Source organism: Kitasatospora sp. NPDC059812, from assembly GCF_042732075.1.
In the GTDB taxonomy this organism is placed as follows: domain Bacteria; phylum Actinomycetota; class Actinomycetes; order Streptomycetales; family Streptomycetaceae; genus Kitasatospora.
Genome location: NZ_JBHWIO010000066.1, coordinates 5,451 through 28,912, shown reverse-complemented (window position 1 = coordinate 28,912; position 23,462 = coordinate 5,451). Strand labels below are relative to the sequence as shown.

Below are 23,462 nucleotides of genomic sequence, written 5' to 3'. Positions count from 1 at the left end.
TGGACAGGCCCGTGACTACCTCCGCCCCCGTGTGGGACTGCCCCTTCAACCACACCGACGGCCTGGAGTTCGACCCGCTCCTCAAGCGGCTGCTCACCGAGGCCCCGATCGCCAGGATCCGGCTGCCGCACGGCGAGGGCGAGGCCTGGCTCGCCACCCGCTACGAGGACGTCCGGATCGTCACCACCGACCGGCGGTTCAGCCGCGCCGCCGGCATCGGGCGCGACCTGCCCCGGATGACGCCCGCCCCGATCGCCCAGGCCGAGGCGATCAACCTGATGGACCCGCCGGGCCACAACCGGCTGCGCCGCCTCGTCGCCCAGGGCTTCACCAACCGCCAGGTCGAGCGGATGCGCCCGGCCACCCAGCGGATCGTCGACGGCTACCTCGACGAGATGGCCGAACACGGCTCCCCCGCCGACCTGGTGCACTTCCTCTCCAGCCGGCTCCCGCTCACCACCATCTGCGAACTGCTGGACATCCCCGAGCAGGACCGCGCCGAACTGCGCGGCCACGCCGTCGCCATGATGACGATGGGCCCCGGCAGCCGGGCCGGCCAGGAAGCCGCCAAGGCCGCGCTGCGCGGCTACTTCACCGAGCTGACCGCCGCCCGCCGCGCCCACCCCGGCGAGGACCTGCTCAGCGCCCTCGCCACCGCCCGCGACGGCGACGAACTGCTGGACGACCAGGAGCTGGCCGTCATGGCGATGGTCCTGCTGGTCACCGGCCACGACACCAGCACCTACCAGCTCAGCAACATCACCTACACCCTGCTCACCCACCCCGAACAGCTCGCCAAGCTGCGCGCCCAGCCCGACCTGCTGCCGCGCGGGCTGGAGGAGCTGCTGCGCTTCATCCCGTTCCGCCAGGGCGTCGGCATCGCCCGGGTCGCCACCGAGGACGTCGAGCTGGGCGGCGTGCTGATCCGGGCCGGCGAGGCCGTCCACGTCTCCTACCTCACCGCCAACCGCGACCCGGCGATGTACGAGCGCCCCGACGAACTCGACCTCGACCGCGGCGCCCCCACCCACATGGCCTTCGGCCACGGCCAGCACCACTGCCCCGGCGCGCACCTGGCCCGGATGGAGCTCCAGGTCGCCATCGGCACCCTGCTGCGGCGCTTCCCCGGCCTGCGGCTCGCCGTCCCGCCGTCCGAACTCGACTGGCACACCGGGTCGATCTGGCGCTACCCCCGCACCCTGCCGCTCGCCTGGTGACCTCCTCCCCGCGCCACCGGCTCCGCCACGGAGCACCGCGCGGCGCCCGTCCGACGCATCCGTAGGCCGCCTGCCCGGGCCGCTCACCAGCCCGCCCGGCCAGGCCACCCAGGGGAGACCCGCACCATGGCAACACTCTGCCGCCCGGCCATCGCCGTACCCGAGAACGTCATCACCCTCGACCAGACCCTCGACCTCGCCCGCAGCCTGCACGCCGGCCACCCCCAACTCGGCCTCGCCCTGCGGCTGATCGAGAACACCGGGGTGCGGACCAGGCACCTGGTCCAGCCGATCGAGCAGACCCTCACCCACCCGGGCTTCACCGCGCGCAACGAGGTCTACGAGCGGGAGGCCAAGCTCCGCGTCCCCGAGGTGGTCGAACGGGCCCTGGGGCACGCCGAGTTGGGCGCCCGGGACATCGACCTGATCATCTACGTGTCCTGCACCGGCTTCATGATGCCGTCGCTGACCGCCTGGCTGATCAACGCCCTGGGCTTCCGCTCCGACACCCGCCAGATGCCGATCGCCCAGCTCGGCTGCGCGGCCGGCGGCGCCGCCGTCAACCGCGCGCACGACTTCTGCCGCGCCTACCCGGGCGCCAACGTGCTGATCGTGTCCTGCGAGTTCTGCTCGCTCTGCTACCAGCCGACCGACCTCGGCGTCGGCTCACTGCTCTCCAACGGCCTGTTCGGGGACGCCGTCGCCGCCGTGGTGATGCGCGGACACGGCGGCACCGGCGTGCACGTCGAGCGCAACGGCTCGCACCTCGTCCCGGACACCGAGAACTGGATCTCCTACGGGGTCAAGGACACCGGCTTCCACTTCCAGCTGGACAAGCGGGTGCCCGGCACCATGGAGATGCTCGCCCCGGCGCTGCGCGGCCTGGCCGTCGAACACGGCTGGGACGTCTCCGGGTTGGGCTTCTACATCGTGCACGCCGGCGGCCCGCGCATCCTCGACGACCTCTGCCACTTCCTCAACCTGGAGCCGGCCACCTTCCGGTACAGCCGCGCGACGCTGACCGAGCGCGGCAACATCGCCAGCGCCGTCGTCTTCGACGCGCTCGCCCGGCTGTTCGCCGACGGCGGCGTGGCCGACGGCACCACCGGCCTGATCGCCGGTTTCGGGCCCGGCATCACTGCCGAGATCTCGCTGGGGAGTTGGGTCGGCGAGCCGGTCGAGGCCGCCCGCCGACGGCCGCGGGCCATCTCCACCTCGGACATCACACTCGTCCATCCGAGCGCCCCCCGGCGTTTCCCGGCCGGCACTACGATCACCGAATGACCGACACCACGCACCAGGCGGACACCGACGACAGATCCGCCGAACTCGCCACCCTCTTCCCCGCGTTGCACGCCCCGCAGTACTGGACCTGGGGCCGGTACGACGCGCTGTTCTCCACCGTGCTGCCGCCGGACGAGCTGGTGACCAACATCCACCTGGTGGGCTTCGCGGACGACAAGGTGGTCCTCTGCCGGGACGACCGGGACCACTGGTTCCTGCCCGGCGGCACCCGGGAGCAGGACGAGAGCATCGCCACCTGCCTGGCGCGCGAGCTGCGCGAGGAGGCCGGCGCCCGGCTGCTCGGCGAGCCGGACTGGCTCGGCGCGCACCGCTGCCGCACCGAGGACCCGACGCCGTACCGGCCGTGGCAGCCGCACCCGGAGAAGGCGTGGCTGTGGGGCTGGGCGGAGGTCGCAGTGGACTCGGCGCCGACCAACCCGGCGGACGGCGAGCAGGTGGTCGAGGTGCGGGCGGTGCCGGCGGACGAGGCGCAGCGGCTGCTGCTGGCCGGGCACGACGCCTGGTGGGGCGAGCTGATCGGGCTGGCCGTGGAGCTGCGGCGGCGGGCCGGGCGGGGCTGATCCCCCGCCCCTCCGAGGCCCCCGCTCCGAGCCCCCTCTCCGAAATATTCCCGCTAGGCCGGAAGACCACTGGAACGGCCGAACAACAGAGAGCATTGTCCGTTTTACGGTGATATGACTCGGCCATGGACACCAACATGCTGGCCGTGGACTACCCGGTGCTCAACATCTTCTGGACGATGCTGGAGCTGTTCCTCTGGATCCTCTGGTTCTTCCTGCTGTTCAAGATCATCACGGACATCTTCCGCAGCCACGACCTGGGCGGCTGGGCCAAAGCCGGCTGGCTGCTCCTGGTGATCGTGCTGCCGCTGATCGGTGTGCTGGCCTACGTGATCGCCCGCGGGAAGTCGATGAGCGAGCGGGACGCCGCCCAGGTCCGGCAGAGCGAGGCCGCCGTCAAGGCCTACATCCGGGACGCGGCCGGAACCGGCGCACCCGGGGGCGGCGGCAGCCACGTCGACGACCTGGCGAGACTGGCGGACCTGAAGGAGAAGGGCGCCATCTCCGAGGAGGAGTACCAGAAGGCCAAGGACAAGCTCCTGGCCTGACCCGACCCGCACGGCGGGCGGGGGGGGGGCGGCGGGCCGCCCCCCCCCCCCGCCCCCCCCCGGCCGCGGCGGTCAGCCGCTCAGCGCCTCAGCGCCCCAGCGCCCCAGCGCCCCAGCGCCCCAGCCGCTCAGCGCCGCCCGGAGCGGCGGTCACCCGAGGCGTCGCCGCCGGTCAGGCCCGCACGGCGCAGCGCGTCCGCCATCGCACTGTTCGCCAGCGACGCGCCACCGCCGGAACCGCCCGAGCCGCCCGAGCCGCCCGAACCGCCGCCCTGGCCGCGCCGGTCCTGGCCGCCGCCCCGGCGCTCCTGGCGCGGCGGGCGGGCCTGTCGCTCGCCGCGCTCACCGCGCTCGCCCCGGTCACCACGGTCGCCGCCCCGGTCGCGACCGACCTCGTCGTCCAGCCGCAGGGTCAGCCCGATGCGCTTGCGCGGCACGTCCACCGAGACGACCCGGACCTTCACGATGTCGCCCGGCTTGACCACCTCGCGCGGATCCTTGACGAAGGTCCTCGACAGCGCCGAGACGTGCACCAGCCCGTCCTGGTGGACGCCCACGTCGACGAAGGCGCCGAACGCGGCCACATTGGTGACCACACCCTCCAGCACCATCCCGACCTCCAGGTCGCCGATCTTGTCGACGCCCTCCTTGAAGGTCGCGGTGCGGAACGCCGGGCGCGGGTCGCGGCCCGGCTTGTCCAGCTCGCCGAGGATGTCGGTGACGGTCGGGATGCCGAAGACCTCGTCGGCGAAGTCGCCCGGGCGCAGGGCCCGCAGCCGTTCGCCGTTGCCGATCAGCCCGCTCAGCTCCCCGCCGGTGGACGCCAGGATCCGGCGCACCACCGGGTACGCCTCGGGGTGCACGCTGGAGGCATCCAGCGGGTCGTCGCCGTCGGGGATGCGCAGGAAGCCCGCGCACTGCTCGAAGGCCTTCGGGCCCAGCCGGGAGACGTCCTTGAGCTGCCGGCGGGTGCGGAACGGGCCGTTGGCGTCGCGGTGGGCCACGATGTTGTCGGCGAGCGTGCCGGTGATGCCGGAGACCCTGGTCAGCAGCGGCGCCGAGGCGGTGTTGACGTCCACGCCCACGGCGTTGACGCAGTCCTCGACCACCGCGTCCAGCGAACGGGAGAGCTTCACCTCGCTCAGGTCGTGCTGGTACTGGCCGACCCCGATCGACTTCGGGTCGATCTTGACCAGTTCGGCCAGCGGGTCCTGGAGACGGCGGGCGATCGAGACCGCGCCGCGGATCGACACGTCCAGCTCCGGCAGCTCCTGCGAGGCGAAGGCGGAGGCCGAGTAGACCGAGGCGCCCGCCTCGCTGACCATCGCCTTGGTGAGGTTCAGCTCGGGGTGGCGCTTGAGCAGGTCCTCGGCGAGCTTGTCCGTCTCCCGGGAGGCGGTGCCGTTGCCGATCGCCACCAGGTCGACGTCGTGCTTCTTCGCCAGCGCGGCCAGGGTCGCGAGCGCGGCGTCCCACTTGTTGGCGGGCTGGTGCGGGTAGATCGTGTCGTACGCGACGACCTTGCCGGTGGCGTCCACCACCGCGACCTTCACCCCCGTCCGGAAGCCCGGGTCCAGGCCCATGGTGGCGCGGGTGCCGGCCGGCGCGGCCAGCAGCAGGTCGCGCAGGTTGGCGGCGAACACCCGCACCGCCTCCTCCTCGGCCTCGGCCCGCAGCCGCGACCGCAGGTCGATGCCGAGCCGGACCAGGACGCGGGTGCGCCAGGCCCAACGGACGGTGTCGCCCAGCCACTTGTCGGCCGGGCGGCCGTGGTCGGCGATGCCGAAGCGGGCGGCGATCCGCCGCTCGTAGTCGTTCTCGCCGGGCAGATCGCCCTCCTCGCCGTCGTACGGCGAGAGGTCGAGGTCCAGCACCTCCTCCTTCTCGCCGCGCAGCATCGCCAGGATGCGGTGCGAGGGGAGCTTGGTGTACGGCTCGGCGAAGTCGAAGTAGTCGGCGAACTTGGCGCCGTCCTGCTCCTTGCCGCCACGCACGGTGGCCACCAGCCGGCCCCGGGTCCACATCCGCTCGCGCAGCGAACCGACCAGGTCGGCGTCCTCCCCGAAGCGCTCCACCAGGATCGCCCGGGCGCCCTCCAGCGCGGCGGCCGGCTCGGCGACGGACTCGTTCAGGAACCGGGCGGCCAGCGCCGCCGGATCCTGCGAGGGATCGGCGAGCAGCGTCTCGGCCAGCGGCTCCAGGCCCGCCTCGCGGGCGATCTGCGCCTTGGTGCGCCGCTTCGGCTTGAACGGCAGGTAGATGTCCTCCAGCCGGGCCTTCGAATCGGCGGCCAGCACCTGCGCGCGCAGCGCGTCGTCCAGCTTGCCCTGGGCCCCGATCGACTCCAGGACGGCCGCCCGGCGCTCCTCCAGCTCCCGCAGGTAGCGCAGCCGCTCCTCCAGGGTGCGCAGCTGGGCGTCGTCCAGGGAACCGGTGACCTCCTTGCGGTAGCGGGCCACGAAGGGCACGGTCGCGCCGCCGTCGAGCAGCTCGACCGCGGACTTCACCTGCCCGTCGCGAACGCCCAGTTCCTCGGCGATCTTGCGCTCGATCGCCTGCTGGGCCTGCCGGGCCACCTGTTCGACTGGCGTGGTCACGAAGCCGGTCACCTTCTCCTTCAGTGCTTTCGCCGTACGCCCTGCATTCTGGCAGGTGCCGGGGACAGCTCCCGGCCGCACCCGGGGCGGCCGGGCGTGGCGCCCTCCGCCCGCGACCCCAACCAGACTCAAGCAGTGCCCCGTTGCGCCTTCCTACGCTGACGCGCATGGACACCTCCCCCAAACTGGACGCCTCCCGCCCGCCGGACGCCGGCCCCTCGCCGGACGCCGCCGCCCGGCTGGACGAACTCGCCGCCGCCAAGTACCTGCTGTTCACCACCCACCGCAAGAACGGCACCCCCGTGCCCACCCCGGTCTGGGTGGCGCGCGACGGCGACGCGCTGGTCTTCACCACCGTCACCCGCACCGGCAAGGTCAAGCGGCTGCGCAACCGCTCCGACGTGCTGGTCGGGCCGAGCGACATCCGCGGCACCCTGCTCGGCGAGCAGGTCCCGGCCACCGCCGTCCTCGACCCCGGCCGCGCGCCCGCCTACCGGAAGCTGCTGCGCCGCAAGTACGGGCTGCTGTGCGCGATCGCGCTGACCGCGAACGTGCTGCGCTTCGGCAAGGGCGGGACGATCGGCGTGCGGGTCACGCTGAACTGAGGCCGGCCGTACGCATTCCGGGAATCCGCTGAAGGGCACCGATCCGCGCTGTACGCTGCCGGGCATGTGCGCTGCCACCCGGATGCACCCCGACGGACTGGTCATCGACGCGGCCCTGGTACGGCGGTTGATCTCCGCCCAGTTCCCGGACTGGGTCGGCCTGCCGGTCACGCCGGTCACCTCCACCGGGACGGACAACGCGATGTTCCGCCTCGGACCCGAACTCGCCGTCCGGCTCCCCCGGGTGGAATGGGCGGCCGGGGACGTCCGCCGCGAGAAGCAGTGGCTGCCCGCGCTGGCCCCCCGACTGCCACGGCCGATACCCGCCCCGCTCGCGGTCGGCCGGCCCGCCGCCGGCTACCCCTGGGAGTGGTCGGTGCTCCGCTGGTTCGAGGGCGCCAACCCGGTCGTCGGCGCCCTCGCCGCCCCCGGCGCACTCGCCCGCGACCTCGCCGCCTTCGTCAACGCCCTGCGCGCCGTCAACCCGGCCGGCGGCCCGGCCGGCCACCGCAGCGTCCCGCTCGCCTCCCGCGACGGCGCCACCCGCGCGGCCATCGCCCAACTCGCCGGAGCGGTCGACACCCACGCCGCAACCGCCCTGTGGGACAAGGCGCTTCGCCTCTCCGAGTACGCCGGCCCGCCCTCGTGGATGCACGGCGACCTCACCCCCGGGAACCTCCTGCTCGACCGGTCCGGCCGGCTCGGCGCCGTCCTCGACTTCGGCCTGATGGGCGTCGGCGACCCCACCTCCGACCTGATCGTCGCCTGGAACCTGCTGCCCGCCTCGGCCCGCCCCGCCTTCCGCGCCGCCCTCCGCGCCGATGACGCCATGTGGGCCCGCGGCCGCGCCTGGGCCTTCTCCATCGCGCTGGTGACGATCCCCTACTACCGTCACACCAACCCGGGCCTCACCGCCAACGCCCGCCACGTCGTCCGCGAGGTACTCGCCGACCGCAGCACCTGATCAGTCCGCCGCGAGGCCGGCGATACCGACGCAGACCCGCTGGGCGGCGTCGGGCGCGGCGCCGCCCTCGTCGACGAGGTCGAGCTCCCCCGGTTCGTCCAGCGCCGCTTCACCCTCGGCTACTGAGCGACGGGCGGGGCCAGCCGGGCCCACGAGCGGCCCTCGGCGGGGTCGTACCCCCAGGCGGCGCAGAGCCGCCGCACCAGCCGAAGACCCGGGCAGTCCGGCCCCGCGCGGCCGGACTGCCCGATGGCGGTGACCTCGATCCAGAGGCCGGCGGGGGCGGAGTACTCGAAGAGCACGTCGATGAGGTGGTGTGCAGGGGGAGTCCGGACCGCACTGGCGACCAGCTCGGTGACGATCAACTCGCCGTCGCCCGCGTAGTGTTCACCGTCCTTGAGGTCGGAGAGGAACCCCCGGAGCACCACCCGGGCGGCGGTCGGCGAGGAAGGGTGTCGCGGGAGCGTGCACAGCTGATCGGCGAGGGCTCTGTCAAGGGCTTCGGGCATAGCGGTGCCACCTTTGGATGCATTGAGGATTTCGCGCGCGGGCAGGCCGCTTCGTGCACTCACTAGTGCGATTGCGCGATCAGTTCCATGATTAAGCATCGGCGATCACCGTGCCGGTGACGAGTGATCAGCCGGTTCCAAGGAACGTCCTGACACAGGGGGGCCTGCGCCGTGACCCGCAAGAAGTCCACGAACCCAAACCTGCGATCGAGTGCGGGCGCCGTGTTCGGCGCGGTGCTGAAGCAGCTGAGAGAGTCGAAGGGGATGCCACAGGGCCAGCTGGCGGTCCTCATCCCGTGCAGCCGCCCGCACATCTCCCGCATCGAGGCCGGCACCCGCAACCCGCAGGAGGACTTCGTCCTCACGGCGGACCGACTGCTGGAGGCGGGCGGCCAGTTGATCGATCTCTGGAAGGAGATCGACTGGTACGCACGGGTGGAACACCCCGACTGGTTCCGACGCTACGCGGGCTACGAGAACAAGGCCTCGACGATCGGCGAGTTCCAGGTCCTCCGCATCTCAGGTCTGCTGCAAACAGAGGGGTACGCCCGCGCGCTGTTCAGCGGAGGCACCGCAGCAGGCAACTCCGAGCTGATCGAGGAACTGGTCGCGTCACGACTCGCACGCCAGCGTCGCCTCTTCGAGGAGGACGCCCCGCTCCTCATGGTCGTCCACTGTGAAGCCGCTATCCGCACGATGGTCGGCGGCCCTGAGGTGATGTACGAGCAGCTCGGACACCTGCTGGAGATGAGCCAGCGCCCGAACATCGTCCACCAGATCGCGCCCTTCAGCCTTGGCGAGCGGTTCCCGTTCGGCACTTTCGTCTCCCTGGTGACCTCACCCGAGGGCAGGACTCGGCTCTACTCCGAAAGCCTGGATCAGGGTCACTTCATCGATGACCCGAAGGAAGTCCAGCGCAGGCAGCGGACCTATGATCTGCTGCAAGCGGAGGCGCCGTCTCCCCGCGACAGCGCAGATCTGATCCGCAGCGTGAGAGAAGGACTTCTCAACATGATGCCCAGCAAAGCGACCGTCCCCTGGCGCAAGTCCAGCTACAGCGACAACAACGGCGGCAACTGCGTCGAGGTGGCGACCACCCACCCCGGGCGGCTCGTCCGTGACTCGAAGGACCCCGAGGGCCCCGTCCTCGACTTCAGCCCCGTCGCCTGGCAGTCCTTCATCGACGCCGTCCGCACCGGCCGCCTGCGCTGACGGGGGCTGCCACCAGCGGCGACCGTTGCTATGGTTCTCCCCGCCACTACGGGTAGGGGGACGACTTGGCACGCAGAAGCAGTGTGATCGACGTCAGAGTGAGCCGGCGGGTGCTGTGGGTGGGCGGCGACGCCTATCCGCTCCACAACATCGCCCGGGCCCGGCAGTTCCAGCTGCTGCCGCCCAAGCGCGCGCGGGTGATCATCCGGTTCGTCCGGCAGGTGATCGGCCTGCTGGTGGCCACCGCCCTCCTCGGTTCGCTGCTCGGGAGCGGCGCGAACCAGGAGACGACCAAGAACGTGATCGGCGTGGTGGCGCTCGCGCTCTTCGCGGCCAGCCTCTACCGGCTGGTCAAGCGGCTGCAGATGCGCACGGTCTACCAGCTGATCATCGAGACCTCCAGCTCCTCGAACACGGCGGTGGTCAGCCACGACGCCCAGCAGGTCGGCAACCTGATCCAGCTGATCATGGAAGCGATCGACAACCCGCTGGCCGAGTTCGCCCTCCAGGTGGAGAACGTCCACATCGGCGACCAGATCAACCAGTACGGCGACCACAACACCGGAAAGAAGGTCAGTCTGTGAGCGGCGGCATCCACTTCGGGGACTCGGTCACCCAGCACGGCGACCACAACATCGGCATCATCAAGCACCAGGGACCGACCGACCCGCAGGCCGCGATGCGCGAACTCATCGCCGCCGTACGCCAGTTGCGCGAGCAGGTGCCGGCCGAGGACCGCGAGGTGCTGGACGAGTCGCTGGCGGACCTCGGCAACGGGCAGGCCACCCCGCCCGCCACCCTGCGCCGCGCCCTACGCAACATCTCCGGCGTCGCCGCCCTCGCCGCCGCCGGCGCCCCGGTGGTGGAGTCGATCCGCCGCATCCTGGACTCGCTGAGCTCCTGAGCGACGGCGGGCGGCCAGGCCCGAAAGTCATACCGGGTCAGAGACCTTCCTCAGTCAAGGAATCCTGCTAGCCTCACGCCATGAGCGGACTGCGGGAACGGAAGAAGGAGCGGACGCGGCGGGCGATCTCCGAGGCCGCGATCGCGCTCTTCCTGGAGCGCGGCTTCGACCCGGTCTCGGTGGCGGACGTCGCGGCCGCCGCCGAGGTGTCGAAGCCGACGCTGTTCAGCTACTTCTCCACCAAGGAGGACCTGGTCGTCCACCGCTTCGCCGACCACCAGGACCAGGCCGCCGGCGTGGTCCGCGGCCGGGCGGCCGGCGAACCGGTGCTGGCCGCCCTGCACCGGGACTTCCTGGACGGGCTCGCCCGGCGCGACCCCATCACCGGGCTCAACGACGACCCCCGGGTCCTGGCGTTCAGCGATCTGGTGTACTCCACGCCGAGCCTGAAGGCCCGGGGCGCCGAATACCTCGCCCGCGCCGAACAGTCCCTCGCCCGGGCGCTGCACGAGGCCCCCGACCTGGCCCCGCCCCGGCGCCTCACCGCACCCCTCCTCGCCGCCCAGGTCACCGCCGCCCAGCGGGTCCTCGCCGAACACAACTGGCACCGGATCCGGGACGACGGCCAGACCGCCGACGAACTCCACTTCGAGGCCGCCACCAACGCCGACCGCGCCTTCGAACTCCTCACCGCCGGCTACGAAGGCGCCGCCGGGCACCCGGGGCCCACCGGGCGCCGGGGCCCCGCCTAACACGGAGGCCCCACCGGGCATCGGGGGCCCGCCGGCCCCACGGGCACCGCTGGTTAGAGTGCCGCGCATGACAATGCGTCAGCTCACCTTCGAACGGCTGCACAACTTCCGCGACCTGGGCGGCCACCCCGCCGCCGACGGCCGGTCCGTCCGCCGGGGCCTGCTCTACCGCTCCGACTCACTCGGCAAGCTCACCTCGCCCGCCGACCTCGACCGGCTCCAGGCCCTCGGCGTGCGCACCGTGATCGACCTCCGCTACCCCTGGGAGATCGCCGCCAAGGGCCGGGTGCCCGACTACGAAGGGCTGGTCTACCACAACCTCTCGATCGAGCACCGCCCCTACGACCAGGCCGAGATCGACCCGGACGTCGACCCCTGGCGGTACCTCGCCGACCGCTTCGCCGAGGTCGCCGAGGACGGGGTGGAGGAGATCCGCGAGGCCCTGGAGGTGATCGCCGCCGCCGAGGAGCCCGTGGCCTTCCACTGCGCCTCCGGCAAGGACCGCACCGGGCTCATCGCCGCCCTCGTCCTCACCCTGCTCGGCGTCTCCGAGGGCGATATCGCCGCCGACTTCGCCCGCACCGAGCTGGCCACCCCGCACCTCATCGCCGAGTGGCACGCCGCCCACCCCGGCCGCACCCTGCGCTGGCCCGGCTACGGACGCGCCCCCGAGACGGTCATCCGCCTCGCCCTCGCCGACCTCGCCGCCCGCCACGGCTCGGTCGAGGACTACGCCACCGTCACCCTCGGCTTCTCCCCCGCCCGGATAGCCGCCCTCCGCTCGCGCCTGCTCACGGCCTGACCTTGCCCGACGGGCCGTCAACGGCCAAGAAGGGGAAGGGAGTTCAGTCGAACACAGGTTGACCTAAACATGTCATGTCGCGTTGCCCCCGCCTCCGCCGCGCTGCCAGGATCGGGCCACTGCCCAGACGAACCAACGGGAGAAAACCATGAGGATGCGTTCCGTTCTGCCCGTCGCCCTGCTCGCCGCGGCCGGCCTGTTCGCCGGCGTCAACACCGCCTCGGCGGCGGGGTACCCCGGCTACCAGTGCTTCAAGACCGCCGACCGCGTCGAGTACTGCAGCGACGCCAAGGTCAAGAACCACACGGCGGGCTCCAACTGGATCAAGACCTGCCCGGCCGACGTCGTCGCGCACATGGGCAAGCCGTACATCGCGGCGAAGCGCCCCTCCGCAGCGCACAGCTGTTAGCACCGGGCGCCAGGAACACCGAGCCCGCCCGGCAGACGCCTGCCGGGCGGGCTCGACCGTTGCAGCGGGCGGCCGCTAGCGGCGGCGCGGGCCGCCCGGACGGCCGCCGCTGCGCGGCTTGCGGGGGGCGCGCGTGCCGGTGGCGGCGGCGGCCGGGGCGAGGGCCGTGGCGGGCCAGTGGGTGGGGCGGACGAGGGCGGCGGGCAGACGGGTGGTGGCGTCGCCGCGGGCCGCGTTCAGCTGGGCCTGGGTGAGGAAGAGGGCCTCGGTGAGGTCGGCGCCGGAGAGGTCGGCGTCGCGCAGGTCGGCGCCGACGAGGTCGGCGAGGCGCAGGTCGGCGCCGCCGAGGTCGGCGGCGACGAGCAGGGCGCCGCGCAGGTTGGCCCCGCGCAGGTCGGCGCCGCGCAGGCGGGCGCCGAAGAGGTCGGCACCGCGGTGTTCGCGGCGGCGGGGGACGGCGGCGCGGACGAGTTCGCTGGCGCGCAGCAGCAGGTCGCTGACGCGCTGCCGGTGGGCGGGGACGTCGACGGCGAGGATCTCCTCAGGGGTGCCGCCGGCGAGCCGGTCGGTCTCCTCCAGGGCCTGCCGCAGGTCGGCGTGGACCGGGCGGGCGGGGGCGTAGCCGAGCGCCTCGGTGAGGTACCAGAGCAGTTCGTGGAGCTGGCGCACCACCGGGAAGACGTCGTACATGGGCTTGGCGTCGGCCGGCGCCTCGCGCCAGCTGCGGCCGCCGAAGGTGACCTGGGAGACGCGCTGCCCGGCGCCGAAGCAGTCGTAGACGGTGCAGCCCTGGAAGCCCCGGTCGCGGAGGCGTTCGTGGATGCCGCAGGTGAAGTCGGTCTGCAGGTTGCGGCACGCGCTGCCGGCGGCCTTGTCGACGGCGAAGTCGGTGCCGGCACCGAAGGGCAGGGCGACGCAGCAGAGGCCGAAGCAGCTGGTGCAGTCGGAGCGCAGCTCGGTCGGCTGAGCCGCCGTGGGGTGCTGCGGCGGCTCGGTCTCGCGCACGTCGCGTGGTCCTTCCAGCGTGGGCACCGGCCGTCCGGTGCGTCGAACCGCCAAGCCTACTGGGCGCTGGTCACACCCACCCCACCCCCTGTAAGGTGTCAATCGGCAGTGCACCTATTACGAGGTGCACCCATGGCGCAGTGCGCCCATGGCATACGGGGGTAGGAGTGCAGGACCCGAGCATCAACGAACTCGTCCGGATGTGGATCGCCGGTTGGAGCGTCTCGCGCGGCGCGGCCGAAGCGGTGGACGAGCCCTGGGGCTGGACGATCGACGTCGGCGTGGTCGGCCACGTCGCCCGGCACGTGCTGCCCGAACCGACCGAGCCCGACGTCCGCAAGATCGCCGAGGCGACCACCGCACCGGGCACCTGGCTGAAGCTGTTCACCGAGGACGCCGTCGCCCGGCCCTGGCTGGGCCCGCAGTGGCGGCTCGACCAGCCGGGGTACCTGATGACCGCCCCGCTGGGCACCGAACGGCCCGAGGTGCCGGCCGGCTACACGGTGACCACCTGGACCCGGGGCGGGGTCGTCCGGACCCTGGTCCGCACCGAGGCCGGACACCTCGCCGCACGCGGCCAGGCGGGCCTGGCCGGCCCCGTGGCCGTGCCGGACCAGATCGTGACCGCGCCCGAGCACCGGCGCCGAGGCCTGGGCGCCCTGGTGATGCGGACCCTCCAGAACGCCGGGCACCAAGCGGGCGCCGACACCGCCGTCCTGGTCGGCACCCCGGACGGCCGGGCGCTCTACACCGCGCTCGGCTGGACCACCCGCTCCCCGATGGCGAGCCTGTTCTACGAGCCCGCAGCCGAGCCCGCCGCCGAACCTGCGGCCGAACCCGTCGCAGAACCCGCAGCCGAGCCCGCCGTAGAACCCGCAGCCGAGCCCGGAGCCGAGTAGGGCAGCAGCTCGGCCCGCTTCGGCGGCCGGCCGTCGCCGGAGGAGCGCCCGGTGAGCCGGCGGCCGATCCACGGCCCCAGGTGGCCGCCCAGCCAGCGGGCGTCGGCGCGCAGCCGCTCGGCCCGGCCGGGCGGGGCGGCGGGCGGCAGCGGGGCGCGCCAGTCGAAGGCGGCGGGGCGGCCGAGCGCCTCCAACACCCCTTCGGCGACCCGGCGGTGGCCCTCGGGCGACAGGTGCAGGCGGTCCTCGCCCCAGAGCCGGCGGTCGTCGAAGCAGGGGGCGGCGAACAGGTCGACGACGGCGACGCCCTCGTCCTGGCCTAGCTCGTGCACGAAGGCCTTCATCCGCAGGATGGCCGGGAGCAGCCGGGCGCTGCCCGCCATCCTGCGGGTCGGGTCGGTGCTGGTGAACAGCACCACGGTGGCGCCGGTGGCGCGCAGTTCCTCGGTGCAGCGGCCGAGCAGCCGCTCGACCCGGGCGATGTCGCAGCCGGGGCGCAGCGCGTCGTTGAGGCCGCCGACGAGGGTCACCAGGTCGGCGCCCATCGCGGTGGCGGCGGGGAGCTGCTCGTCGTGGATCTGGCCGATGAGCTTGCCGCGGACGGCGAGGTTCGCGTAGCGGAAACCGCCGTCACCCCCGGCCTCGGCGGCGAGCGCGTCGGCGACCCGGTCGGCCCAGCCCCGGTAGTGGCCGTCGGGCAGCAGGTCGTCGCACATGCCCTCGGTGAAGGAGTCCCCGACGGCGACGTAACTGCGGTAGGTGGTGGGCACGGGCGGTCTCCGCTCTCCTCCGATGGCTCCGTGGCCCGACGATGCTACGCGGCCGGTCCGGGCACCGGCATCGGACCCCGGCACCGGCACGAGCACGAGCACGGGTGCCTAACCCGCGACGGGCGCCCCGTCGTCCGCCGTGCGGGGGGTGAACCAGTGCTCGCGGACGGCGTCGGTGGGCCGCTGCTCGCCGAGGGCGGGCAGGCCCCACTCCCCCAGCGCCTCGATCACCGGGCGCAGTTCGCGGCCGCGTTCGGTGAGCTCGTAGACCGTGGCGTTGGCGGGCCGTTCGAGCCGGCGGCGCAGGGCCAGGCCGTCGCCCTCCAGCTGCTTGAGCCGGGCGGCGAGGATGTCGGTGGAGACGCCGGGCAGGTCGGCGTGCAGGTCGGTGTATCGGCGCGGGCCGCCGAGGAGTTCACGGACGATCAGGAGGCTCCAGCGCTCCCCCACCGCGTCCAGGGCGCGGGCGACGGCGCAGTACTGGTCGTAGCTTCGGCGTGACATGTGGATCAGCATAGCCAAAAGGTTGGACTTTCCAAGTGCCAACTTGGTAGAACAAAGCATCAGCAACGATGCGGTGGTGACGGTCGGGAGGCCGCAGTGGAGTTTCGGCAGTCCAGCAAGCTGAACAACGTGTGCTACGAGATCCGCGGCCCGGTGGTCGACCAGGCCAACGCCCTGGAGGAGGCCGGGCACAGCGTGCTGCGGCTGAACACCGGCAACCCGGCGCCGTTCGGCTTCGAGGCGCCCGAGGAGATCATCCAGGACATCATCCGCAACCTGCCCAAGGCGCACGGCTACAGCGACTCGCGCGGCATCCTGCCCGCCCGCCGCGCGGTGGTGCAGTACTACCAGCAGCGCGGCGTGACCGGAGTCGGCGTCAACGACGTCTACCTCGGCAACGGCGCCTCCGAACTGATCCAGATGGCCGTCACCGCGCTCGTCGACGACGGCGACGAGGTGCTCGTCCCGATGCCGGACTACCCGCTGTGGACGGCCGTGGTCCGGCTGGCCGGCGGCAAGGCCGTGCACTACCTGTGCGACGAGCAGGCCGACTGGTACCCGGACCTCGACGACATCGCCGCCAAGATCACCGCCCGCACCAAGGCCATCGTCGTCATCAACCCCAACAACCCCACCGGCGCGGTCTACCCGAAGGAACTGCTGGAGGGCATCCTCGACCTCGCCCGCCGCCACCAGCTGATGGTCCTGGCCGACGAGATCTACGACAAGATCCTCTACGACGACACCGAGCACCACTGCCTCGCCGCCCTCGCCGACGACGTCCTCACCCTCACCTTCAACGGCCTCTCCAAGGCCTACCGGGTGGCCGGCTTCCGCAGCGGCTGGCTGGTCGTCTCCGGGCCCAAGCAGCACGCCGCCGACTACCTGGAGGGCCTGACCATGCTCTCCGGCATGCGGCTGTGCCCCAACGTGCCCGCCCAGTTCGCCGTCCAGGCCGCGCTCGGCGGCCACCAGTCCATCAACGACCTGGTGCTGCCCGGCGGCCGGCTCACCGAACAGCGCGACGTCGCCTACAAGGCCCTCAACGAGATCCCCGGCGTCAGCTGCGTCAAGCCCAAGGGCGCCCTGTACGCCTTCGCCCGGCTCGACCCGGCGGTGCACCGGATCGTCGACGACGAGCAGTTCGTGCTGGACCTGCTGCTCCGCGAGAAGATCCACGTCGTCCAGGGCACCGGCTTCAACTGGCCCCGCCCGGACCACTTCCGCTTCGTCACCCTGCCCCGCGCCGACGACCTGGAGACGGCCATCAACCGCATCGGCCGCTTCCTCGCGACGTACCGGCAATCCTGACGCCTAGGCTTGTCGGCCATGACCGTCCTGCGTTCCGTCGCCCTGTTCGTCGTCGCCGCCCTCGCCGAGATCGGCGGCTGCTGGCTGATCTGGCAGAGCGTGCGCGAGCAGCGGCCGTGGTGGCTGGCCGGGCTGGGGGTGGTGGTGCTCGGCGGGTACGGCTTCGTCGCGGCGCTCCAGCCGGACAGCCACTTCGGCCGGGTGCTGGCCGCGTACGGCGGGGTGTTCGTCGCCGGGTCGCTGCTCTGGGGCGTGGTCGTGGACGGCTTCCGGCCGACCCGCTACGACGTGGTGGGCGCGCTGGTCTGCCTGGCCGGGGTCGCGGTGATCATGTACGGGCCCCGGCGCTGAGCGCACTGGTCCTCGGCATTGGGCCCTCCACGCACGGGGTTCTCCACGCACGGGGCCCCGGCGTCGAGGTGCGGACTCCTCGACGCCGGGGCCCGGCAAGCCGGTTCGGGGACTACCAGCCCCAGCCGCCGCCCTGACCGTCGTCGTCGTGGTCCGAGTCCCAGCCCTCGCCGACGTTGCGCAGGATCGTGTAGTTGTCGATCTGCGTGCCGTCCTCGGCCAGCGCGGTCACCTTCATGGACGACTTCTGGCCCAGGTGGGCCGGGGTGACGTCGACCTTGATGAAGGAGTAGCCGGTGTAGCGCACCCGCGACCACTGGATGGTCTCGGGGACCTTCACCTTGCCCTTCCCCCAGTAGTAGGTCTTCACCTCGTCCTGGTGGTTCTCGTGCCCCTCGTAGGTGTCCGGCACGTCGAACTTGTACAGGCTGCGGCCGGCCGCGCCCGCGGTCACGTAGACGACGCCGTCCTTCGCCGGCTCGATGGTGGCGCCGCTCGGCACCTGCTTCGAGACCTTGTTGCCGAGGATCGCGTCGGTGCGCTCGTAGATGTGGTTGTGGCCGTTGATGACCAGGTCCACCCGGAACTTCTCGAACAGCGGCACCCAGGCCTCGCGGACGCCGCCCTCGGAGGCGTGCGCGACGGTGGTGGAGAAGGCGCAGTGGTGGAAGAAGACCACGACGAAGTCGATCGTCTCGTCGTTGCGCAGGTCCTTGAGGGTGCGCTCCAGCCACTTGGTCTGCTTGTTCGCCGAGATGCCCAGGTTGGCCGGGATCTCGTAGGAGACGTCGTTGGCGTCGAGCGAGATGACGCCGACGTTCTTGTAGCGGAAGGTGTAGACGCCGGGGACCTTGCGCGGGTCCGGGCCGTTGTCCGGGAGGAAGAAGCGGGTGTTCTCGCCGCCGTACCCGTTGGGCGAGTACCAGGCCTCGATGTCGTGGTTGCCGTAGGCGACCATCCACGGCACGGTCGCCGCGACCGTCTCGGTCTGGACCAGGAAGTCGTCCCAGGTCCTGGCGTTGTACACGGACTTGTCGGGGTCCGTGCCGGAGCCCGCAGGGTCGGCGTAGCAGATGTCGCCGGCGTGCAGGTGGAAGGACGGCTTCTGGGCCAGGATGACGTGGTCGTTGCCGGCCGCGTGCGAGCTGACGCCCTGGTCGCCGAAGGCGGTGAAGGTGAACGGCTCGTAGACCTTGCCCCAGCGGTGGTCGCGGGAGGGCGCGGTGCGGAAGGTGTGCAGGGTGGAGATCTGCTGCTGCGAGGCCGGGTCGAAGCCCTCGTGGCCGACACCGTAGTAGTAGGTGGTGTCGGGGTGCAGGTCCTCCAGCGCCACGTGCAGGTAGTACTGGTCCACCGGCTGGCTGTTCGGGCTCAGCGCCGGGGTGTGCAGCGTGCGGACCTCGGCCTGGAGCTTGTGGCTGAGCTCCCACGGGGTCTTGCCGAAGCGCAGGAACGGCTTCTTGACCGGCGCCGGGACCTGCCAGGAGATGCGGAACTGGGTGTCGGGCTCGGGCCCGAACTGGAGGTGGCGCCCGATCGGCGCGACCAGCGAACCGTCGACACCGGCCGTCGTGGCACCGGTCAGCAGCTGCGGGCTCGCCGGCGCGGCGAAGGCCGTTCCACTGCCCAGCGCGCCGCCGACGGCGACGGCACCGACGGTCACGGCGCCGGCGCGCAGCATCCGGCGGCGGGAGAAGCGGGCCCGCAGGTACTCGTGCTGCTCGGCCGTGCTCATGCGGTCCGCGAGCTTGGCCGGTACGCCCATGTGAGGGATATCCATGCGCGGGACTCTTCCAGCGGCGCGTTGACCGCACACGGACGCGGGGTGAACGGGCCGCAGCGCGCCGCCCATTCGAACGCCAATGTTCGACCATGATCAGGTAAAGGAGCGCGCCCGCCCCGGACCGACCCCGGATCATGGCCCCGGCCGGCGGCGCGGCCTGAGCCACCGTCGGCGCCGCCGCGGACGGGGGCGCTCAGCCGGAGGGCTCGTCCCAGGTGGAGGGGGACCGGTTGCCGGTGCCGTCGCAGGTGCGGCAGATCTCGTCCCGGTAGGCGTGCTTGGCGCCGGTCGCGTCCACCCGGTAGCGGACGTACACCCCGGTGCCGTCGCAGAGGAAGCAGTTGCCGCCCCCGCCGCCCACCTCGGTGGTCCCGGTGCCCTGACAGGTCCGGCAGCTGAGACCGGCGGTCCGGCCGGTGCCCGCGCAGATCCGGCAGACCGTCGTCATCGTCGTCCTCCCTGGGCGGAACCGCTGGCAGCCACCGGTCATGGTAGTGGGACCGCCGAGGGCGGCGTCCAGCGGATCCTGCTCGGCCGCCGGATCGGCCAACCCCGCTGCGTCCCAACCGTGATGAGGACGGATCGACTCCACCGTCCGCTACTCCGCCAGGCCCTCGCGGACCCGGCGGGACACCGAGATCAGCTGGAGGTCGAGCAGCCCGGGCGGGTCGGCCAGCCCGGGGCCGCCCGCGTGCACCCAGGCGGCTATCTCGTCGATCATGTCGTCCGCCAGCACGAAGCCCAGCCAGACCGGACGCCCGCCCGCCGCCCGCCCCTCCCCGGAGGGGCCGACCACCACCACGTTGGACTGGGTGCACACGTCCAGGCACTTGACCGCGCGGACCCGGCCCGCCGCACCCACCGCCGCCCGCAGCCGCTCGTACTGCCCGGCGTGGTCCACCCCCGGGTGCTTGGCCTCGGTGCCGCAGCAGCAGCCCCGGCAGACGGTGACGGTCACCGGGGAGGCGGCCGCCTGCTTGCGGTCCCGGTCTCGGCGGCTCATCGGCTCTGGAACTCCTCCTGGTCACGGGGCACGCTGCACGCGCAGCCTACCTGGCACGCCAAGAGGCACTGCCGGGTACCGGGTGCCGGGGTTCGGCGGCGGTCCGTAGGATGCCCCCATGGGACACGCGACCACCGAGAAAGCCGTACCGCGGATGCGCCTGGACGCCTCCAACGCGGCCAAGGTCGCGACCACCCTCCAGGCGCTGGCCACCCCCTCCCGGCTGCTGATCCTCGCCGAACTGCGCGAGGGACCGCGCGCGGCCACCGAACTCGCCGACGCCGTGGGCATGGAGCAGTCCGCCTGCTCCCACCAGCTGCGGCTGCTGCGCAACCTCGGCCTGGTCGTCGGCGAGCGCCGGGGCCGCTCGGTGGTCTACTCCCTGCACGACGACCACGTCGCCGCCCTCCTCGACCAGGCCGTGTACCACGTCGAGCACCTGCGGCTGGGCCTCACCGACGAGCGCTGAGGCCGCACGCACCGGTCTACGCCGTGGCCTGAGCCGCCGCGCGGCCGGCGGTGCGGCCGGAGAAGAGGCAGCCGCCGAGGAAGGTGCCCTCCAGGGAGCGGTAGCCGTGGACGCCGCCGCCGCCGAAGCCGGCGGCCTCGCCCGCGGCGTAGACGCCCGGGAGGGGTTCGCCGTCGGGGCGCAGGACGCGCGCGGAGAGGTCGGTCTCCAGGCCGCCGAGCGACTTGCGGGTGAGGATGTTGAGCCGGACGGCGATCAGCGGGGCGGCGCCCGGGTCGAGGATGCGGTGCGGCGGGGCCACCCGGATCAGCTTGTCGCCGAGGTAGCGGCGGGCGCCGTGGACGGCGGTGACCTGGAGGTCCTTGGCGAAGGGGTTGGCGAACTGCCGGTCGCGGGCCTCGACGGCGCGGCGCAGTTCGGCGGGGTCGATCAGCGCCTCGCGGGTCCTGGCGTTCATGCCGCGGGCGAGGTCGGCGAGGTTGCTCGCGACGACGAAGTCGGGCCCGTGCCGCAGGTGGCTTTGGACCGGACCGGGGGCGCCGGGCAGGGCGCGGCCGAGGACGCCGCGCACGGACTTCCCGGTCAGGTCCGGGTTCTGCTCGGAGCCGGAGAGGGTGAACTCCTTCTCGATGATGCGCTGGTTGAGCACGAACCAGGTGTGCCCGTACCCGGTGGACATGATGTGGTCGAGCGTGCCGAGGGTGTCGAAGCCGGGGAAGAGCGGGACGGGCAGCCGGTTGCCGCGCGCGTCCAGCCAGAGCGAGGACGGGCCGGGCAGGATGCGGATGCCGTGCCGGGCCCAGATCGGGTCCCAGTTCTCGATGCCCTCGGTGTAGTGCCACATCCGGTCGCCGTTGATGAGGCTGGCACCGGCGTCGCCGGCGATGCCGAGCATCAGCCCGTCGACGTGGGCGGGGACGCCGGAGAGCAGTTTGGCGGGCGGGGTGCCCAGCCGGGCCGGCCAGGCCTTGCGGACGAGGTCGTGGTTGCCGCCGATGCCGCCGGAGGTCACGATCACGGCCTGGGCGCGCAGTTCGAACCGTCCGGCGGCCTCGCGCGAGCTGGCCTCGCCACGGGCCGCCGAACTGGGCACCAGCACCTCGCCGGTGACGGTGTCGGTGACGCCCGCGGTGGCGGCCAGGCCGGTGACCCGGTGCCGGAAGCGCAGGTCGACCAGCCCGCGGGCGGCCGCGGAGCGGACCCGGCGGACGAAGGGCTCCAGCAGTCCGGGCCCGGTGCCCCAGGTGATGTGGAAGCGGGGCACCGAGTTGCCAGGGCCGTCGGCGAGGAGGCCGCCGCGCTCGGCCCAGCCGACGACGGGGAAGAACCGGACGCCCAGGCCGTGCAGCCAGGAGCGCTTCTCGCCGGCCGCGAAGTCGACGTAGGCCTCGGCCCAGCGGCGCGGCCAGGCGTCCTCGGGCCGGTCGAAGCCGGCGGTGCCGAACCAGTCCTGGCGGGCGAGGGCGTGCGAGTCGCGGATCCGCATCCGGCGCTGCTCGGGCGAGTCGACCAGGAAGAGGCCGCCGAAGGACCAGTGCGCCTGGCCGCCGAGCGAGGCCGCGGGCTCCTGGTCGAGCAGGATCACCTTCCGTCCGGCGTCGGCGAGTTCGGCGGTGGCGGCGAGTCCGGCGAGTCCTGCTCCGATGACGATGACGTCGGCGTCCAGGGCCATGCGCAGTCCTCCGTCGCGGCGGGCGGGACGGCGCGCGCGGGGTGGGCGCCGTCGCTGTGCGCCCGATACTGCGGCCTGCGGTGACGTCCGGTCAACCGGCCGGTAACAACCGACTGCGGCAATTCCGCTCCACACCGTTTCGGAAATGTCTTCGATACACGGTGGAGCGAAATGCGAAATGCGATCTGACGGAATTTCGGAAATTTCCGCGCACGGCATGGACGTCCACGAAACCAACAAGTAACTTACCTGCGAGTAGCCGCGGCCCGGCACGACCCCCACCCGTCGTTTCTCTCCCCCCAGGAGGAACCGTGCTCCGCCCTGCCCGGAAACCCCGATACCTGCGCAGCTCCACCGCGCTCGCCTCCGTCGCCCTGGGCGCCGCCCTCGCGCTCACCTCCACCAGCGCCCAGGCCGCCACCCCGGCGCCCAAGCACCTCGTGGCGCTCGGCGACTCCTACGCCGCCGGCGCGGGCGTGCCCGGCCAGTCGGCGGGCCTGTGCCTGCGCTCCGACCGCAACTACGGCCACCTGGTCGCCGCCGCCCTCAAGGCCGGCGCCTACACCGACGTCACCTGCGCCGCCGCCAAGGTCAAGGCCATGACGCAGCCCCAGTACGACGCCTTCATCCGGGTCAACGACCCGCAGCTGGACGCGGTGACCCCCGACACCGACCTGGTCACCCTCGGCATCGGCGGCAACGACCTCGCGGCCAGCGACCTCGGCCTCGGCGAACTCGTCGCCACCTGCATCGCCGGCGCGGTCGTCAACCCGCTCGGCACGCCCTGCAAGGACGTCTACCACCACGGCTACTGGGACTGGAGCAGCTGGTCCTGGCAGTACGGCAACGACGACCTGGCCGAGCGGATCACCAGCAGCATCGCGCCGCAGGTCGCCGACACGCTGCGGCGCATCCACGCCAAGGCGCCGCGGGCCCGGGTGCTGCTGGTCGGCTACCCGTCCGTGCTGCCCGCCGACGGCCGCTCGTGCATCCTGCGCCAGCCCGTGACCCCGGGCGACGTCGAGTACATGCACGGCGTGCTCGACAAGCTGAACGCCGCACTCAAGAGCACCGCGGCGGCCGGCGGCGCGACGTACGTCGACACCGCCACGCCCACCGCCGGGCACGACGTGTGCTCGGACGACCGCTGGATCGAGGGCGCGCTGCCCGGCTCGCCCGCCGTGCCGTTCCACCCGAACGCCACCGGCGAGAAGGTGATGGCGGACGCGGTGCTCGCCGCGCTGCGGTAGGGCGTGTCTGACAATCCCTAGGCCCCGCAAACCCCGAGGGGGGCGGTGACCGGAGTCCGGT

The 23,462-nt window shown here is 72.6% G+C and carries 25 protein-coding genes and 1 pseudogene; 17 read left to right on the top strand and 9 right to left on the bottom strand.

All coding sequences use genetic code 11. The features are described 5' to 3' along the window. Nucleotides 1–11: 11 nt before the first annotated feature. The 4 genes from ACFV6D_RS27650 to ACFV6D_RS27635 all read left to right on the top strand — a co-directional run bounded on the left by ACFV6D_RS27650 (nt 12) and on the right by ACFV6D_RS27635 (nt 3,630). Nucleotides 12–1,217 carry a cytochrome P450 gene (locus tag ACFV6D_RS27650; protein ID WP_380434856.1) on the top strand — a complete coding sequence of 402 codons (1,206 nt, stop codon included), beginning with the start codon at nt 12–14 and terminating at the stop codon, nt 1,215–1,217. Between the two features lie 126 nt (nt 1,218–1,343). Then, complete coding sequence (locus ACFV6D_RS27645; RefSeq protein WP_363371132.1) at nt 1,344–2,501, top strand: type III polyketide synthase; 1,158 nt, start codon at nt 1,344–1,346, stop codon at nt 2,499–2,501. After that, complete coding sequence (locus tag ACFV6D_RS27640; protein WP_380561462.1) at nt 2,498–3,082, top strand: NUDIX hydrolase; 585 nt, start codon at nt 2,498–2,500, stop codon at nt 3,080–3,082. Before ACFV6D_RS27645 ends, ACFV6D_RS27640 begins: the two co-directional genes overlap by 4 nt. 125 nt (nt 3,083–3,207) lie before the next feature. Next, the gene (locus tag ACFV6D_RS27635; RefSeq protein WP_380487738.1) at nt 3,208–3,630 is read left to right on the top strand and encodes an SHOCT domain-containing protein; all 423 of its coding nucleotides are present in this window, start codon (nt 3,208–3,210) and stop codon (nt 3,628–3,630) included. Between the two features lie 128 nt (nt 3,631–3,758). Here ACFV6D_RS27635 and ACFV6D_RS27630 read toward each other — a convergent pair whose 3' ends face one another. Beyond that, complete coding sequence (locus tag ACFV6D_RS27630; protein WP_380561460.1) at nt 3,759–6,227, bottom strand: Tex family protein; 2,469 nt, start codon at nt 6,225–6,227, stop codon at nt 3,759–3,761. A gap of 167 nt (nt 6,228–6,394) precedes the next feature. On the opposite strand from ACFV6D_RS27630, the gene ACFV6D_RS27625 reads away from it, so the two are divergent. Both ACFV6D_RS27625 and ACFV6D_RS27620 read left to right on the top strand, forming a co-directional pair. After that, nucleotides 6,395–6,832: a PPOX class F420-dependent oxidoreductase gene (locus ACFV6D_RS27625; RefSeq protein ID WP_380561458.1), complete on the top strand. Its 438-nt coding sequence runs from the start codon at nt 6,395–6,397 to the stop codon at nt 6,830–6,832. A gap of 64 nt (nt 6,833–6,896) precedes the next feature. After that, nucleotides 6,897–7,796 carry an aminoglycoside phosphotransferase family protein gene (locus ACFV6D_RS27620; RefSeq protein ID WP_244293323.1) on the top strand — a complete coding sequence of 300 codons (900 nt, stop codon included), beginning with the start codon at nt 6,897–6,899 and terminating at the stop codon, nt 7,794–7,796. Nucleotides 7,797–7,915: 119 nt separating this feature from the next. On the opposite strand, the gene ACFV6D_RS27615 is transcribed toward ACFV6D_RS27620, so the two are convergent. Next, complete coding sequence (locus tag ACFV6D_RS27615; RefSeq protein ID WP_380561456.1) at nt 7,916–8,305, bottom strand: ATP-binding protein; 390 nt, start codon at nt 8,303–8,305, stop codon at nt 7,916–7,918. A gap of 171 nt (nt 8,306–8,476) precedes the next feature. On the opposite strand from ACFV6D_RS27615, the gene ACFV6D_RS27610 reads away from it, so the two are divergent. From ACFV6D_RS27610 to ACFV6D_RS27585, 6 genes are all read left to right on the top strand, one after another. Then, nucleotides 8,477–9,517 carry a Scr1 family TA system antitoxin-like transcriptional regulator gene (locus tag ACFV6D_RS27610; protein ID WP_380561454.1) on the top strand — a complete coding sequence of 347 codons (1,041 nt, stop codon included), beginning with the start codon at nt 8,477–8,479 and terminating at the stop codon, nt 9,515–9,517. 65 nt (nt 9,518–9,582) lie between these two features. After that, nucleotides 9,583–10,101, top strand: coding sequence for a DUF6232 family protein (locus ACFV6D_RS27605; RefSeq protein ID WP_380346053.1), 519 nt, complete (start codon nt 9,583–9,585; stop codon nt 10,099–10,101). After that, nucleotides 10,098–10,421 (top strand): hypothetical protein, encoded by a 324-nt coding sequence (locus tag ACFV6D_RS27600; RefSeq protein ID WP_380561452.1) that lies wholly within the window; start codon nt 10,098–10,100, stop codon nt 10,419–10,421. The genes ACFV6D_RS27605 and ACFV6D_RS27600 overlap by 4 nt, the downstream gene beginning before the upstream one ends. Nucleotides 10,422–10,501: 80 nt before the next feature. After that, nucleotides 10,502–11,173: a TetR/AcrR family transcriptional regulator gene (locus ACFV6D_RS27595; protein WP_380561450.1), complete on the top strand. Its 672-nt coding sequence runs from the start codon at nt 10,502–10,504 to the stop codon at nt 11,171–11,173. Between the two features lie 67 nt (nt 11,174–11,240). After that, the gene (locus ACFV6D_RS27590; protein WP_380561448.1) at nt 11,241–11,975 is read left to right on the top strand and encodes a tyrosine-protein phosphatase; all 735 of its coding nucleotides are present in this window, start codon (nt 11,241–11,243) and stop codon (nt 11,973–11,975) included. 148 nt (nt 11,976–12,123) lie between these two features. Beyond that, nucleotides 12,124–12,384 carry a hypothetical protein gene (locus tag ACFV6D_RS27585; protein ID WP_380495527.1) on the top strand — a complete coding sequence of 87 codons (261 nt, stop codon included), beginning with the start codon at nt 12,124–12,126 and terminating at the stop codon, nt 12,382–12,384. A gap of 75 nt (nt 12,385–12,459) precedes the next feature. On the opposite strand, the gene ACFV6D_RS27580 is transcribed toward ACFV6D_RS27585, so the two are convergent. Continuing rightward, complete coding sequence (locus ACFV6D_RS27580) at nt 12,460–13,389, bottom strand: pentapeptide repeat-containing protein (RefSeq protein WP_380561446.1); 930 nt, start codon at nt 13,387–13,389, stop codon at nt 12,460–12,462. A gap of 167 nt (nt 13,390–13,556) precedes the next feature. Here ACFV6D_RS27580 and ACFV6D_RS27575 point away from each other — a divergent pair, with 167 nt between their 5' ends. Next, a complete protein-coding gene (locus ACFV6D_RS27575; RefSeq protein ID WP_380561444.1) occupies nt 13,557–14,288 on the top strand; it encodes a GNAT family N-acetyltransferase in 732 nt (243 codons plus the stop codon). Here the strand turns inward: ACFV6D_RS27575 and ACFV6D_RS27570 are convergent. Beyond that, nucleotides 14,183–15,058: an SGNH/GDSL hydrolase family protein gene (locus ACFV6D_RS27570; RefSeq protein WP_380429134.1), complete on the bottom strand. Its 876-nt coding sequence runs from the start codon at nt 15,056–15,058 to the stop codon at nt 14,183–14,185. The genes ACFV6D_RS27575 and ACFV6D_RS27570 overlap by 106 nt on opposite strands. Before the next feature lie 150 nt (nt 15,059–15,208). Continuing rightward, nucleotides 15,209–15,562 (bottom strand): annotated as a pseudogene (locus tag ACFV6D_RS27565) (winged helix-turn-helix transcriptional regulator); the annotation flags it as partial. Nucleotides 15,563–15,658: 96 nt separating this feature from the next. On the opposite strand from ACFV6D_RS27565, the gene ACFV6D_RS27560 reads away from it, so the two are divergent. Both ACFV6D_RS27560 and ACFV6D_RS27555 read left to right on the top strand, forming a co-directional pair. After that, complete coding sequence (locus ACFV6D_RS27560) at nt 15,659–16,873, top strand: pyridoxal phosphate-dependent aminotransferase (RefSeq protein WP_063347057.1); 1,215 nt, start codon at nt 15,659–15,661, stop codon at nt 16,871–16,873. A gap of 18 nt (nt 16,874–16,891) precedes the next feature. After that, on the top strand, nt 16,892–17,224 hold the full coding sequence (locus ACFV6D_RS27555; protein WP_063347058.1) for a YnfA family protein: 333 nt from the start codon (nt 16,892–16,894) through the stop codon (nt 17,222–17,224). Between the two features lie 112 nt (nt 17,225–17,336). Here ACFV6D_RS27555 and ACFV6D_RS27550 read toward each other — a convergent pair whose 3' ends face one another. The 3 genes from ACFV6D_RS27550 to ACFV6D_RS27540 all read right to left on the bottom strand — a co-directional run bounded on the left by ACFV6D_RS27550 (nt 17,337) and on the right by ACFV6D_RS27540 (nt 20,010). Then, entirely contained in the window at nt 17,337–19,004 is a 1,668-nt protein-coding gene (locus ACFV6D_RS27550; protein ID WP_079135505.1) for a metallophosphoesterase family protein, read from the bottom strand. Nucleotides 19,005–19,200: 196 nt separating this feature from the next. Then, on the bottom strand, nt 19,201–19,455 hold the full coding sequence (locus tag ACFV6D_RS27545) for a hypothetical protein (protein ID WP_063347060.1): 255 nt from the start codon (nt 19,453–19,455) through the stop codon (nt 19,201–19,203). A gap of 150 nt (nt 19,456–19,605) precedes the next feature. Beyond that, the gene (locus ACFV6D_RS27540; RefSeq protein WP_063347061.1) at nt 19,606–20,010 is read right to left on the bottom strand and encodes a hypothetical protein; all 405 of its coding nucleotides are present in this window, start codon (nt 20,008–20,010) and stop codon (nt 19,606–19,608) included. A 118-nt stretch (nt 20,011–20,128) separates the two neighbouring features. On the opposite strand from ACFV6D_RS27540, the gene ACFV6D_RS27535 reads away from it, so the two are divergent. Beyond that, entirely contained in the window at nt 20,129–20,479 is a 351-nt protein-coding gene (locus ACFV6D_RS27535; RefSeq protein ID WP_063347062.1) for a metalloregulator ArsR/SmtB family transcription factor, read from the top strand. A gap of 16 nt (nt 20,480–20,495) precedes the next feature. Here ACFV6D_RS27535 and ACFV6D_RS27530 read toward each other — a convergent pair whose 3' ends face one another. Next, nucleotides 20,496–22,151, bottom strand: a complete 1,656-nt coding sequence (locus ACFV6D_RS27530; RefSeq protein WP_380495205.1) for an FAD-binding dehydrogenase — start codon at nt 22,149–22,151, stop codon at nt 20,496–20,498. A gap of 311 nt (nt 22,152–22,462) precedes the next feature. On the opposite strand from ACFV6D_RS27530, the gene ACFV6D_RS27525 reads away from it, so the two are divergent. Continuing rightward, on the top strand, nt 22,463–23,401 hold the full coding sequence (locus tag ACFV6D_RS27525) for an SGNH/GDSL hydrolase family protein (RefSeq protein ID WP_063347064.1): 939 nt from the start codon (nt 22,463–22,465) through the stop codon (nt 23,399–23,401). The last annotated feature ends 61 nt before the right edge of the window (nt 23,402–23,462 follow it).